This window comes from Serratia sp. T13T92, assembly GCF_047530105.1.
GTDB lineage: Bacteria > Pseudomonadota > Gammaproteobacteria > Enterobacterales > Enterobacteriaceae > Chania > Chania fonticola.
The window spans coordinates 34,882-47,301 of record NZ_JBLJAK010000007.1 but is presented as its reverse complement, the minus strand read 5'-3'; the positions used below and the strand labels follow the sequence as shown (position 1 = coordinate 47,301).

At 52.6% G+C, this 12,420-nt stretch carries 13 protein-coding genes; 7 read left to right on the top strand and 6 right to left on the bottom strand.

From position 1 onward, the window contains the following. Positions 1-19: 19 nt before the first annotated feature. Both bcp and ACMV5I_RS09780 read right to left on the bottom strand, forming a co-directional pair. Positions 20-484 (bottom strand): thioredoxin-dependent thiol peroxidase, encoded by a 465-nt coding sequence (gene bcp / locus ACMV5I_RS09785; protein ID WP_021178751.1) that lies wholly within the window; start codon positions 482-484, stop codon positions 20-22. 2 nt (positions 485-486) lie between these two features. Continuing rightward, on the bottom strand, positions 487-1,092 hold the full coding sequence (locus ACMV5I_RS09780; RefSeq protein WP_071784392.1) for a glycine cleavage system transcriptional repressor: 606 nt from the start codon (positions 1,090-1,092) through the stop codon (positions 487-489). A gap of 108 nt (positions 1,093-1,200) precedes the next feature. Here ACMV5I_RS09780 and dapA point away from each other — a divergent pair, with 108 nt between their 5' ends. From dapA to ypfH, 6 genes are all read left to right on the top strand, one after another. Beyond that, complete coding sequence (dapA, locus tag ACMV5I_RS09775; RefSeq protein ID WP_021807111.1) at positions 1,201-2,082, top strand: 4-hydroxy-tetrahydrodipicolinate synthase; 882 nt, start codon at positions 1,201-1,203, stop codon at positions 2,080-2,082. Between the two features lie 16 nt (positions 2,083-2,098). Further along, on the top strand, positions 2,099-3,151 hold the full coding sequence (bamC, locus tag ACMV5I_RS09770) for an outer membrane protein assembly factor BamC (RefSeq protein WP_414824222.1): 1,053 nt from the start codon (positions 2,099-2,101) through the stop codon (positions 3,149-3,151). A 313-nt stretch (positions 3,152-3,464) separates the two neighbouring features. Continuing rightward, positions 3,465-4,178 carry a phosphoribosylaminoimidazolesuccinocarboxamide synthase gene (purC, locus tag ACMV5I_RS09765; protein WP_021178747.1) on the top strand — a complete coding sequence of 238 codons (714 nt, stop codon included), beginning with the start codon at positions 3,465-3,467 and terminating at the stop codon, positions 4,176-4,178. Positions 4,179-4,377: 199 nt separating this feature from the next. Beyond that, the gene (locus ACMV5I_RS09760; protein ID WP_046807978.1) at positions 4,378-5,247 is read left to right on the top strand and encodes a neutral zinc metallopeptidase; all 870 of its coding nucleotides are present in this window, start codon (positions 4,378-4,380) and stop codon (positions 5,245-5,247) included. Positions 5,248-5,303: 56 nt separating this feature from the next. After that, positions 5,304-7,313 (top strand): tRNA(Met) cytidine acetyltransferase TmcA, encoded by a 2,010-nt coding sequence (locus ACMV5I_RS09755; protein ID WP_414824221.1) that lies wholly within the window; start codon positions 5,304-5,306, stop codon positions 7,311-7,313. A gap of 108 nt (positions 7,314-7,421) precedes the next feature. Then, a complete protein-coding gene (gene ypfH, locus ACMV5I_RS09750; RefSeq protein ID WP_414824220.1) occupies positions 7,422-8,111 on the top strand; it encodes an esterase in 690 nt (229 codons plus the stop codon). Between the two features lie 29 nt (positions 8,112-8,140). On the opposite strand, the gene ACMV5I_RS09745 is transcribed toward ypfH, so the two are convergent. The 4 genes from ACMV5I_RS09745 to ACMV5I_RS09730 are packed head-to-tail and all read right to left on the bottom strand — an operon-like array spanning position 8,141 to position 10,501. Further along, complete coding sequence (locus ACMV5I_RS09745; RefSeq protein WP_021178743.1) at positions 8,141-8,326, bottom strand: YpfN family protein; 186 nt, start codon at positions 8,324-8,326, stop codon at positions 8,141-8,143. Positions 8,327-8,328: 2 nt separating this feature from the next. Beyond that, positions 8,329-9,003, bottom strand: coding sequence for a M15 family metallopeptidase (locus ACMV5I_RS09740; RefSeq protein WP_202671309.1), 675 nt, complete (start codon positions 9,001-9,003; stop codon positions 8,329-8,331). Further along, positions 9,000-10,127: a succinyl-diaminopimelate desuccinylase gene (gene dapE, locus ACMV5I_RS09735; protein ID WP_024484525.1), complete on the bottom strand. Its 1,128-nt coding sequence runs from the start codon at positions 10,125-10,127 to the stop codon at positions 9,000-9,002. The genes ACMV5I_RS09740 and dapE overlap by 4 nt, the downstream gene beginning before the upstream one ends. Continuing rightward, positions 10,124-10,501 carry an ArsC family reductase gene (locus ACMV5I_RS09730; protein ID WP_414824218.1) on the bottom strand — a complete coding sequence of 126 codons (378 nt, stop codon included), beginning with the start codon at positions 10,499-10,501 and terminating at the stop codon, positions 10,124-10,126. The genes dapE and ACMV5I_RS09730 overlap by 4 nt, the downstream gene beginning before the upstream one ends. A gap of 7 nt (positions 10,502-10,508) precedes the next feature. Here ACMV5I_RS09730 and ACMV5I_RS09725 point away from each other — a divergent pair, with 7 nt between their 5' ends. Then, positions 10,509-12,215, top strand: a complete 1,707-nt coding sequence (locus tag ACMV5I_RS09725; RefSeq protein WP_414824217.1) for a recombinase family protein — start codon at positions 10,509-10,511, stop codon at positions 12,213-12,215. Positions 12,216-12,420 lie beyond the last annotated feature (205 nt).

Below are 12,420 nucleotides of genomic sequence, written 5' to 3'. Positions count from 1 at the left end.
TGCTGCTGCGCTTTACTTTTTACTGCTGCAGGTAGTTCAGAACGATTTCGTGGTGATTGGTGGTCTTGAAATCATCGAACACTTTCTCAACCTTGCCGTCGGTGCCGATCAGGAAACTGATACGGTGAATGCCGTCATAGGTTTTGCCCATGAAGGTTTTCTCGCCCCAAACGCCAAACTGCTGAGCTACCTGATGATCTTCGTCGGATAGCAGCGTGAAATTGAGCAGTTCTTTCTCAACAAAACGCGAGAGCTTTTCGGGTTTATCGGTGCTGATGCCCAGCACTTCGACGCCCGCCTTTTTCAATTCATCCATGTTATCCCGTAACCCGCAGGCTTGCACGGTGCAACCTGGCGTCATGGCTTTGGGATAAAAGTAAACCAGTACTCGTTGTCCCTGGAAGTCGGCCAAGTTAATTTCCTCGCCATCCTGGTCGAGTAAACTAAATTTCGGCGCTGTATCACCGGCTTTCAATGGGCTCATAACTACTCTCCATCTCTCTCATCATGCTGTGGATAGTTCACCACGCTAATACTGCCTTGCGCATTCAATTCTGTACATAGGCGATAAAAGGCTTGTTCAATATTTGTGGCATCCTGACCGCCGGAACTGTGAGCGGTGATCTGAATATAGAGCTGCGAGGGCTGCTCACCTTTTGCTGGCTGAGTCCGTGACACCAGCTCGGCAATGTTCATCTGGCTCGAATCAAACAGGCCGGTAAACCGCTCGATGATATGCGGGGAGTCTTTTACCTCAACCTGTACCCACACTGTAGCGGGCATTGGCGGTCTTTCTTGCGAGTTTGTGCGTTTCATCACGATCAGTAAATCCAGCTCGGCGCCTTTTTGCGGCAAAGTGGATTCGATCAGGGTAATCGCGTTCCAGCTACCTGAAAGCAGCATGATGAAGGTGAACTCTTCACCCAGCATGGCCAGACGGCTATCTTCGATATTGCACCCGCAGCTACTGACGTGGCGGGTGATGGCGTTGACGATACCGGGGCGATCGGCGCCCAGTGCGGTGATCACCAGATAGTGTTCATCAGGCTTAGGCAAAATGCAGCTTCCTGTCGTACTGAATGGGGTTACCATGGTAAACACAAAAAAAACCGCCTGCCAAGCGCTTAGACACGTTGTTTGCTTGCTTTTGGATAGGTGACAAAAGTACCATGGGTAACTTGTTTGTGAAGGGGACGGCCAATGTTTACGGGAAGTATTGTTGCACTGGTTACGCCGATGGACACCAAAGGTGCTGTCGATCGTGCGAGCCTAAAAAAACTGATTGATTATCATGTAGCCAGTGGGACTGCGGCGATCGTTTCCGTAGGAACTACCGGTGAGTCCGCCACGCTGCCCCATGACGAACATGTGGACGTGGTCTTGCAGACGCTGGAACTGGCCGCAGGCCGTATTCCGGTGATCGCCGGCACCGGTGCCAACGCTACCAGCGAGGCTATCTCACTGACGCAGCGTTTCAGCAATACCGGTGTCGTGGGCTGCCTGTCAGTCACACCTTACTACAACAGACCGACCCAGGAAGGTCTGTATCAGCATTTCAAAGCCATTGCCGAAAGCACCGATCTGCCGCAGATCCTCTATAACGTGCCTTCACGCACCGGTTGTGACATGCTGCCGCCAACGATTGCTCGTTTGGCCAAAATTAAGAATATTGTTGCCGTTAAAGAGGCAACAGGGAACTTAAGTCGTGTTAGTCAGATCCAAGTGCTGGTTGATGATGAAGACTTCATTTTGCTGAGCGGCGACGACGCCAGCGGTCTGGACTTCATGCAACTGGGTGGCAAAGGGGTGATTTCCGTGACGGCCAACGTGGCAGCGCGTGAAATGGTCGAACTCTGCCGCCTGGCGGCGCAAGGCAATTTTGCCGAAGCCCGCCGTTTGAATCAGCGCTTGATGCCTTTGCATCAGGATTTGTTCGTAGAAGCAAACCCAATTCCGGTGAAATGGGCCTGTAAGGCATTGGGATTGATGGCAACCGATACGATGCGTCTGCCTATGACGCCGTTGACCGACGCTGCCCGTCCTGTCGTGGAGCGTGCGTTGAAAAGCGCCGGTTTGCTGTAACTCTTAGGGAGATTTGATGGCTTATTCATTGCAAAAGTCGACGCTAGCAACGGTCGTGGGATTAGCGCTGGTGATGACGCTGGCGGCTTGTTCTACCGATCAGCGCTACAAACGCCAGGTTAGCGGCGATGAGGCCTATCTTGACGCCGCACCGCTCAAACCGTTGAGCGCGCCGTCCGGCCTGATCCTGCCGGTACAAACCGGTAATTATGAAGTTCCGGCAAACGCGCAGAAAGGCGCTGTTGGCAAGCAACTGGATATCCGGCCACCGGTACAGCCGCTGGCACTGTTGAGCGGTTCCCGTGGTCAATATGCGGGTGACAGCGGCACGCTGCTGCTGGAAAGCAGCCCGCAGAACGATAACCTGTGGTCGCGCGTAGCCAGTCTGTTACAGAGCAAAAACATTCCGATCGCCTCACGTACGGATGCCAGCCAAACGCTGACCACCGACTGGGTGAAGTGGAACCGTCTGGATGAAGACAACCAGTACGAAGGTCGTTACCAGATCACGGTACAGAAACAGGGTTACCAGCAAGCGCTGGTGGTGAAAACTCTTGAACTGCGTCAGCAGGGGCAAACCGACAAGGTTACCGATCCTTCTGAAGTTCAGCGCTACAACGGTATGATGATGAACACCATCGTTGAAGGCCTGGATAAGCAGGACAGCCTGTCGAGCAGCCGGTCCGCCAACCGTATTGGCGTATTGGACGTGCAGAGCGGTGCGGATGACACCGGCCTGCCGACGCTGATCGTGCGTGCGCCGTACACGGTAGTGTGGGATCGTTTGCCACCGGCACTGGAAAAACTGGGGATGAAAGTGGGTGACCGCAGCCGTCCGCAGGGTAGCGTCGCCGTAACCTACAAATCCCTGAGCAGCAGTGATTGGGATGCGTTGGGCGCGAAAGATCCTGAACTGAAAGAAGGTGATTACAAACTGCAGGTCGGTGATTTGAATAACCGTACCAGTTTGCAATTTATCGATTCCAAAGGTAAGCCGTTGACCCAGTCGCAGAACGATGCGCTGGTAGCGGTGCTCCAGACGGCTTTCAGTAAAACCAGCGTTAAATAAATACATCTAGGGGCTACGGCCCCCTTTTAGACTGGTGACAAACAGCCGAAAAACGTGGTTTTCGACTGTTTGGCGAAGTTCAAAGACAGCATCCTTGGTATTTATCAGCCCTGAACAGGGGGCTTTTAACGTCAGAGGACTATGTCAGCGGTCTGAGGGGCTATGGCCCCTTTTTGTTTTGCTGATACGGTATCGTTTGCGTCGCAGATTTGGCACAATAGTTATCAGCAAACCAAAGAACTTATCAGGTCAATTTTGTGCCCAGTAGGCTGTCTGGCAGCCGGAAGGTACCATCTCATTGGAGTAAGTTAAGATGCAAAAGCTAGCTGAACTGTATCGCGGCAAGGCAAAAACCGTCTACACCACCGAAAACCCGGATCTGCTGGTGTTGGAATTCCGTAACGATACGTCAGCACTGGATGGTCAGCGCATTGAGCAGTTCGATCGCAAAGGGATGGTGAACAACAAGTTCAACCATTTCATTATGAGCAAGCTGGAAGAGGCCGGTATCCCAACGCAGATGGAACGCCTGCTGTCAGATAACGAAGTGCTGGTGAAAAAGCTGGAGATGGTCCCGGTTGAGTGCGTGATCCGTAACCGCGCTGCGGGCTCTTTGGTCAAGCGCTTGGGTATCGAAGAAGGCTTGCCGCTGAACCCGCCGCTGTTTGATCTGTTCCTGAAGAACGACGCGATGCATGACCCAATGGTGAACGAATCCTATTGCGAAACCTTCGGTTGGGTGAGCAAAGAGCATCTGGCGCGGATGCGTGAGCTGAGCTACATGGCTAACGACGTGTTGAGCAAACTGTTTGACGATGCAGGCCTGATCCTGGTCGATTTCAAGCTGGAGTTCGGCCTGTTCAACGGCGAAGTGGTGCTGGGCGATGAGTTCTCCCCGGACGGTAGCCGCCTGTGGGACAAGAATACCCTGGCCAAGATGGACAAAGACCGCTTCCGCCAGAGCCTGGGTGGCCTGATTGAAGCCTACGAAGAAGTCGCTCGCCGTATCGGCGTGAAGCTGGACTAATCGTTAAATCATGCCCCTCACTCTAACTCTTTCCCTATAGGAGAGTGCTAGAGTGAGGGGCAAAGCATCGAACCGAGCCTTTCATCCCTCATTCAGCACTTTCCAGAAAATTACTGCATTCCCTCCGCCACGAACGCCTTATAATAGTAACCAGGGCAAGTTTCCTACGATTATTAAAAATCATCTCTGGAGTTTATTTATGCGTTGGCAAGGGCGTCGTGAAAGTGACAATGTCGAGGATCGTCGTGGGCAGTCTTCAGGTCTGGGCGGCGGCGGTGGCGGCCCCCGGATACCTATCGGCGGCAAAGGTGGCCTGATCATTCTGGTAGTGGTGCTGGTTGCCGGTTACTACGGGGTAGACCTGACTCCGCTGCTGAATGGTGGAGATGTTTCGCCACAGTCTCAGCAGCAAAGCGCCAGCATCAGCCCGCAAGACGATCAACTGGCCAAGTTTACCTCGGTGGTGCTGGCGTCTACCGAAGATAACTGGCAGGGCATCTTCAAGCAGATGGGGAAAAACTATCAGGATCCGAAACTGGTGATGTACCGGGGCGCGACGCGTACCGGCTGCGGCACTGGCCAATCGGTAATGGGGCCGTTCTATTGCCCGGCAGATGATACGGTCTATATCGATCTCTCGTTCTACCAGGATATGAAAACCAAGCTGGGTGCGGGCGGTGATTTTGCCCAGGCCTATGTCGTTGCGCATGAAGTGGGCCACCACGTGCAGAATCTATTGGGGATTGAGCGCAAGGTTCGCCAGATGCAGCAAGGGGCTAGCCAGGCAGAGGTTAACCGCCTGTCGGTGAAAATGGAGCTTCAGGCCGACTGCTTTGCTGGCGTTTGGGGCCATTACGCCGAGAAACAGCAGATGCTGGAAGCGGGCGATCTGCAAGCCGCGCTGAATGCCGCGCAGGCGATTGGTGACGACCGTTTGCAGCAGCAAAGCCAGGGGCGAGTGGTGCCAGACAGCTTTACGCATGGCACCTCGCAGCAGCGTTATACCTGGTTCAAGCAAGGGTTCGATAGCGGCGACCCTAACACCTGCAACACCTTCGCCTCCCGTTGATATTACTCAGTGCCGGTGCCTAGAGCCCGGCACTCTGCTTTCAGGCCTCAATATTCATGTTACAAAAAATGCAACAACGCATGCAGCAGCAGGGTATTCGGCGGCTGTTGGTGATCAGCGGCGAACCGCAATGGTGCCGAGATCAGGCGCAGCAACTGGTGGAACAACTGCCGGGTGACTGGCCTTGGGTCGGTAATGACGCGCCCGCAGGAATCGATGCGTTGGCGAGTAGCGCGGTCAAAACCCTGTTGGGGCAAGAGCGGTTGCATGCGGTATTTGATGCGTTAGCGGGGCTGGACGTTGAAGCGCTGGCCCAGCTCTGCGGGACATTACAAGCCGGTAGCTGGTTACTGTTGCTGGTTCCACCTTGGCAAAGTTGGCCGCAGCAGCCTGATAGCGACAGCCTGCGCTGGAGCGATTGCCCACAGCCGATCGCCACGCCTCATTTTATCCACCATCTGCAACAACGGTTGCTGGCAGATAGCGAAGTGTCTATCTGGCGGCAAGGTGAACCGTTGTGCCTGGCTTCCTTACCATCACGGCCAGATTGGCAAGCTCCTCAGGGTAATCCGAGTGATGAGCAGCAGGCCACTTTGGCCCGGTTATTAGCGGCCGAGTCTGGGATCTGGGTATTAACCGCGGCCCGTGGCCGGGGGAAATCGACGGTGGCAGGGATGTTGATGGCCAGCAGCCCGCTAACCTGTTGGATCACCGGCCCGAGCCGCGCCGCTACCGACGTTGCCAGCGAGTGGGCCGCCGGACGGGCCCAGTTTTGGGCACCGGATGCTTTGCTACAGCATTGTTCTGAACAGGGTGCAGAGGGTGTTGGCTGGCTGCTGGTGGATGAGGCCGCAGCAATCCCTGGTCCTTTACTGCAACAGCTAATGGACTATTTCCCACGCGTATTACTGACAACCACGGTGCAGGGTTACGAAGGAACGGGGCGCGGCTTTTTACTGAAGTTCTGCACCACCTTGCCGCAGTGGCAGCCGCTAAGCTTGCAGCAACCGATGCGTTGGGCAGCGGGCGATGCCCTGGAGCGGATTATCGATCATGCCTTGCTGTTCAACGAGGAACCGGTATGGGCAGTGGCCGGGCAGTCACCCACTTTTGGCGCTATTGAACAGGCTGAACTGTGTGCCGATCCGCAACGGTTACGGCGTTTCTATGCGTTGCTCTGTAGCGCACACTATAGAACCTCACCGTTGGATTTACGCCGTCTGATGGATGCGCCCGGGATGCACTTCAGTGCGGCATCGCAGGGGGATGAGGTGGTAGGGGCTCTGTGGCTGGTGGACGAGGGCGGGTTATCGGTTGAACTGGCCCACGAGGTTTGGGCTGGCCGCAGAAGGCCACGTGGCAATCTGGTCGCTCAATCTTTGGCGGCACATAGCGGCCAATGGTGGGCACCTACGCTGCGTTCCCGTCGCATTACCCGTATCGCTGTATTGCCGGAGTTACGTCAGCAAGGGATCGCCAGCCGGTTAGTGGAACAGCAAAATCGCGTTTCGCAGGGGTTGGATTTTCTTTCAGTCAGCTTCGGCTATACCGAGCTGCTGTGGCGGTTCTGGCAATCTTGTGGCTTCACCCTGGTGCGTATTGGCAACAAACCGGAGGCCAGCAGCGGCTGTTACACCGCCATGGCGTTGCTGGCCATTAGCGAGCAAGGGGAGGCGCTGTGCCATGCGGCGCATAAGCACCTGGCACGGGATTGGCGCTGGTTGCGGCAACGTAGCGACCTGTTGCTGGAGTTCGACGATGATACTGATCCGCTATTAAATGAGGAAGATTGGCGCGAGCTGGCCGGTTTTGCCTTTGCCCATCGGCCCTTGGAGGCTAGCCTGGGGGCGCTACAACGTCTGCTGTTGACCAGCCCATTGCCCTGTGCGGCATTGCGCGCGCATTTGCAGCAACAACAAACCATGGCCCAGTGCACAGCCCAATATGGCCTGAGTGGCCAAAAAGCCTTGCTGCGGCTTTGGCGACAAGAGGCTGGGCAGGCGTTGCAACAACTTAATGCGCAACATTGTCGTTACTGGCAGGAGTGGGCGCAGTCGTTGCAATAAATGGAAAGAGTTGTTCAATAAAACCCGATTTTCCTGATTTCTCCGCGGCGTATAGTAAGGGGCAGTTACCGGGTCTGTCCCGGATGTCTCTAACCTGAGGAGTCCCCTATGAAACACTCGCATTTCGTTGTCCAAAGCCCCGCAACTCCGGCAGAGCAACTGATACTGCTGTTTCATGGCGTGGGGGATAACCCGGTGGCGATGGGGGAGATCGGCAGTTACTTCGCCAAAGATTTCCCACAGGCCTTGGTGGTAAGCATTGGTGGCCCATTCGCTTTTGGTAACGGTGAGGGGCGCCAATGGTTCTCGGTTCAGGGGATCACCGAAGACAACCGCGCGCAGCGTATTGCCGAAGTGATGCCGACCTTTGTTGAAACCGTACGCTACTGGCAGCAACACAGCGGCGTGAGCTACGCGGGCACTGCGCTGGTTGGTTTTTCGCAGGGTTCGATTATGGCGCTGGAAGGGTTAAAAGCCGAAGCCAAACTGGCCGGGCGGGTAGTAGCCTTCAGCGGCCGTTTTGCCCAGTTACCGCAAGCCGGTTTTGGTGACAGCGTGGTACACCTGATCCATGGTGAGACGGACGGCGTTATTGCTGTGGAATATGCACAAGCGGCTGAGGCTCAGCTACAGGCTGTTGGCGCAGATGTGACGTTGGATATTGAACCAGGCGTCGGGCATGCAATCAGTTCGGGCATGATGAACGCTGCCCTGGAGCGTTTGCATTACTACGTGCCGCAGCGCTATTGGGAAGAGGCGATGTTTGGTAAACGGGGCGATCTGATTGCCTTTAAATAAACAGCAGGGCGCTGATGTGCGCCCTGAAGTTATGGCTTTTTCGGCCAGTCGTCCTCGTCGTCCCACTTGGCGTTGTTATCGCGGTGGGGCGGCAACTCAGGCTTGTTAGCCAGGAATTTTCGATGATCCAGGCGGCGTAATTCCTTGATCCCGCTAATGATAATGCCTGCCAATATCACCAGGATTATCCACCAGTAGTCAGCTAACCAATGCATGTTTACACCTTTCCTTCAGGGCGAACAAAACGCGAGAATATCGCGGGCAGATGGCTTGCGAGCCAAGTTGCGCCAGCAACGTCCTTATCTCGCCAGGCCGCCAGCAGCAGCTCGGGCGTCAGTAAATGCTCGGCCTCCTGCGCCAACGGGCGATAACTTAAATGCCAGGGTTCCATCGCCACTCCACCTTGATCGGCGGTAAACGGGCGATAGAAACCAAACTCGGCCATATGTGCAGTCAGCCAAAGATTTAGCGGATGGAAATAACCACCAGCTTCATATTCCCACGGCTCCAACTGTAACTTTTGACCTTCCGGTAACAGCGACGGATCGTAAACATCCAGATCGCTGCCCCAGTGATGACGGCTGGCCCCCGGCAGGGCCGACCACCGCAAAATAGCTTCGCAACGCTCGGCGGCGGACAATGGCTGGATATCCATCGGCTGGCTATTGCGATCTAATACTGGCCGCTCTCCGCAGAACTTGCCATTCCAGATCGCCAGTTGCCGGTCGAAATCGCGAAAGGTGCTGGCCGGTTGCAGATCAAAGCCTGCCGCTTTAGCCGCCTGCTGCATGGCCTGAAAGGCCACCACCGCAGCGGGTTGCAGCCGATGATTGCCGCTCAGCACGGCGAGGTGCTCCGTCGAGCGTCCGGTGAGCATTTCTGCGCTGATCATGCGACCAGTTGCTCCATGATACGCTGATACATGCGGCTCAGTAACTGCAGATCGGCCGCATGTACGCATTCATTCACTTTATGGATAGTGGCGTTGACCGGCCCCAACTCAACCACCTGTGCTCCCATCTGGGCGATAAAGCGGCCATCAGAGGTACCGCCGGTAGTCAGCAGTTGCGGAGTGAGCTCGGCATAGTGTTCCACCGCATTCACCACGGCATCTACCAAGGCACCGCGTGAAGTTAGGAAAGGTTGGCCAGACAGCCACCAGTCGATGCTGTAATTCAAGTTATGGCGGTCCAACAGTTCCTGCACCCGCTGCTTGATGAGGGCATCGGTCAGTTCGGTGCTGAAGCGGAAGTTGAACTGCACGAACATTTCACCAGGGATCACGTTATTGCTGCCGGTACCGGCCTGCACGTTGGCAATTTGCATGCTGGTTGGCGGGAAGAATTCGTTGCCCTGATCCCACTCAATGGTGACCAGCTCGTTTAACGCAGACATAGCCCGGTGAACCGGGTTATCCGCCAGATGTGGATAGGCGACGTGCCCTTGAACACCATGGATACGCAGATTGGCGGTGATCGAGCCACGGCGGCCATTTTTCACTACGTCTCCGACCCGCTCGGTGCTTGAAGGCTCTCCGACCAGGCAATAATCAAGGCGTTCGTTGCGAGCCATCAAGGCTTCCACCACCTTCACGGTGCCATGAGTGGCGCTGGCCTCTTCGTCTGAGGTGATCAGAAACGCCAGGCGGCCCTGATGGTTGGGGTTGGCTGCAACGAAGCGTTCTGCGGCCACCACCATGGCGGCCAGGGAGCCTTTCATATCGGCGGCTCCGCGACCATAAAGCATGCCGTCGCGGATGACGGGCTCAAACGGCGGGTTATCCCAATTCTTCTCGTCGCCGGTTGGCACCACATCGGTGTGGCCAGCAAACGCCAGCGTGCTGCCCTGGCCGCGCCAGGCCCAGAAGTTTTGCGTATCGCCAAAGTTCATCGGTTCGACGGTAAAGCCGATCGCTTTCAGGCGAGCGATCATCAGCTCCTGACAGCCTTCGTCATGCGGGCTGAGGGAAGGGCGCTTGATAAGCTGTTGCGCCAGTTCGATAACAGGGCAGATCATGAGTTAACCTCGGTAATAAATTGCTGATAGCTTTCGCTGCTGAAGCCTAGCAGGGCATGTCCTTTACCATCATCCAGCAAGGGGCGTTTGATCATGGCCGGTTGCTCCAGCATCAGGGCGATGGCGGCATCGGCATTGTCGCAGGCATTGCGCTGGGCTTCATCCAGTTTACGCCAGGTAGTGCCACGGGTGTTCAGCAATGGTTCCCAGCCCAGGCGCGCGACAAAATCACGCAACAGCTGCTCGTTCAGCCCGTCTGCGCGATAGTCGTGGAATTGGTAAGGCACTCCCTGTTCTTCCAGCCAGCGGCGTGCTTTTTTGATGGTGTCACAATTTTTGATACCATAGAGCTTAAACAAACTTTTTGAGTCCATATTTACCATGAGAAAGTGCTACCTATATCTTCGAATCAGTACAGAAAAGCAAGCCAGCGGTGATGGTTTAGACCGTCAGGAGGCTATGCTACTGGATTATGTGAAAGATAATGCGGTAAAACTAGGCTTAGATCCAGACAACTATGAGTTCATAGTTGACCGGGGGAAGTCCGCATTTAAAGGGCAGCACATGGAAAACACCTCTGGTTTAGGCAAGTTTTTTACTCGCTTAGTAGAGGGGAAGATAAAGCCCCACTCAGTACTCATTGTTGAATCGTTAGACCGGTTTTCACGTCAGAATCCCTTCTTGTGCATGAAGTATTTGTCCGTACTTGATGAACATAAGGTCGAATTGCATGACGTAGATAAAAAACTGATCATTTCAAGAAAAGTCCCTAATAGTTTGACCTTTGCAACGATGATTGCACAACGAGCATATGATGAAAGCTGTTTGAAATCCGACCGGGTAAAGAAAGGTTGGAACCGACGTAGAACGAAAGCAAAAGATGATGGCGATTATATGATTAAAAATACGCCAGCATGGATTTCTGTATCAGATGAAAAATATGTGCTCAATGATAACCATAAGATAGTAAGAGAAATATTTGATTTATATCTTACCGGTATAGGTTCGTTTACTATTGCACAGATGTTGAACAAGCAAGGCAAGTTTATTTCTGAATTTAAATGGGATACAGCAAAAATCTGTCGTATCTTAAGAAATGTGAGGTGTCGGGGAGATTACATATCTAACATTATCGAACGCGACTTAGATAATGATGAAGTAAGCATATCTGAAATAACGATTCCTAACCTATATCCAGCTATCGTATCTGTGCATGAGTTTTCAGAAGTCCAAAGGAGATTGGACAAACACAACTTTATGGGAAGAATAAGAGGGGACTCTAAAAAAACAGTATTTAATAGCCTACTTAAATGCAGCCTATGTGGAGCAGCTTTAGTTCTATCGACTTCGGGAAAGTACAGATACTTAAAATGCTTTTCTGCAAGAGAAAAACTAGGTTGTATAGGTACTATGATGAGTTATGATACAGTTGAAAAGGCAATACTAACGCATATTAAAAACGTTGATTTTGAAAAGATAGCTAAGAAACAGGATATCACTGAGTTAGATGCAATAAAAGGACAGGTGGCAGACTTAGAAAGGTATGTTAAATCATTTACTGATGGTTTTGCTCGATTAAGGGATTCGGGGAGAACGCCAACATTTGAAATGATGGATCAAAAAGCCGTTGCAGAAGAACAGTTACAACAATTAAGACAGGTTTTGTTGGAAAAGGAAGGTGCTGTTAGTATCAGCAACATTAATATTAGTAGTGATATATTTGATGTTAAAAATATCAAGGAGAGAGGGGCGTTAGAGATTGAACTCTGTAAAGTGATAGAGAAAATAAGGATCATGAATGCAGACGGTAATCTTTTAGCAATAACTATCTCTTATTTTAGTAATGTACTATTGCATATGTTAATAATAAATAAAAAAACCGGTGAGTTACTAAACCAATCCTCATTGGAGGACATTGAAGGTGTTACATGGCTTAAAAGCTCGTTTTGTGATATTAATCTTGATACCAAAGAGCCTGTTTATTATAGAGAACCTACTGAAATAGATACATTAGTGATGGGGTTATGGGGGGAGCTTATGATGAAAGTAGCAAGTGAAATGAAGAGTGTTCAAACCAATACAGACTAGGCACAATAGCCAAGAGATTAATTGGGAAGTTGAGGGCTGTAGAAGCTTATAGCCATCAGGATAAGGGGCTACTCATTGTAATTTAACTGGGGATAAAACGCCCCAAAAGTTACCGTGTTGACATGTCTGTTTTAAAAATAACATAATCATATGTAAATATTGTTAGGCAGTTTTGGAACTAAATCATGTTGTAAGCTATACTATA

Coding starts and splice junctions, on each gene's coding strand:
- bcp (WP_021178751.1), bottom strand. CDS start 484: ATGAGCCCATTGAAAGCCGGTGATACAGCGCCGAAATTTAGTTTACTC.
- ACMV5I_RS09780 (WP_071784392.1), bottom strand. CDS start 1,092: ATGGTAACCCCATTCAGTACGACAGGAAGCTGCATTTTGCCTAAGCCT.
- dapA (WP_021807111.1), top strand. CDS start 1,201: ATGTTTACGGGAAGTATTGTTGCACTGGTTACGCCGATGGACACCAAA.
- bamC (WP_414824222.1), top strand. CDS start 2,099: ATGGCTTATTCATTGCAAAAGTCGACGCTAGCAACGGTCGTGGGATTA.
- purC (WP_021178747.1), top strand. CDS start 3,465: ATGCAAAAGCTAGCTGAACTGTATCGCGGCAAGGCAAAAACCGTCTAC.
- ACMV5I_RS09760 (WP_046807978.1), top strand. CDS start 4,378: ATGCGTTGGCAAGGGCGTCGTGAAAGTGACAATGTCGAGGATCGTCGT.
- ACMV5I_RS09755 (WP_414824221.1), top strand. CDS start 5,304: ATGTTACAAAAAATGCAACAACGCATGCAGCAGCAGGGTATTCGGCGG.
- ypfH (WP_414824220.1), top strand. CDS start 7,422: ATGAAACACTCGCATTTCGTTGTCCAAAGCCCCGCAACTCCGGCAGAG.
- ACMV5I_RS09745 (WP_021178743.1), bottom strand. CDS start 8,326: ATGCATTGGTTAGCTGACTACTGGTGGATAATCCTGGTGATATTGGCA.
- ACMV5I_RS09740 (WP_202671309.1), bottom strand. CDS start 9,003: ATGATCAGCGCAGAAATGCTCACCGGACGCTCGACGGAGCACCTCGCC.
- dapE (WP_024484525.1), bottom strand. CDS start 10,127: ATGATCTGCCCTGTTATCGAACTGGCGCAACAGCTTATCAAGCGCCCT.
- ACMV5I_RS09730 (WP_414824218.1), bottom strand. CDS start 10,501: ATGGACTCAAAAAGTTTGTTTAAGCTCTATGGTATCAAAAATTGTGAC.
- ACMV5I_RS09725 (WP_414824217.1), top strand. CDS start 10,509: ATGAGAAAGTGCTACCTATATCTTCGAATCAGTACAGAAAAGCAAGCC.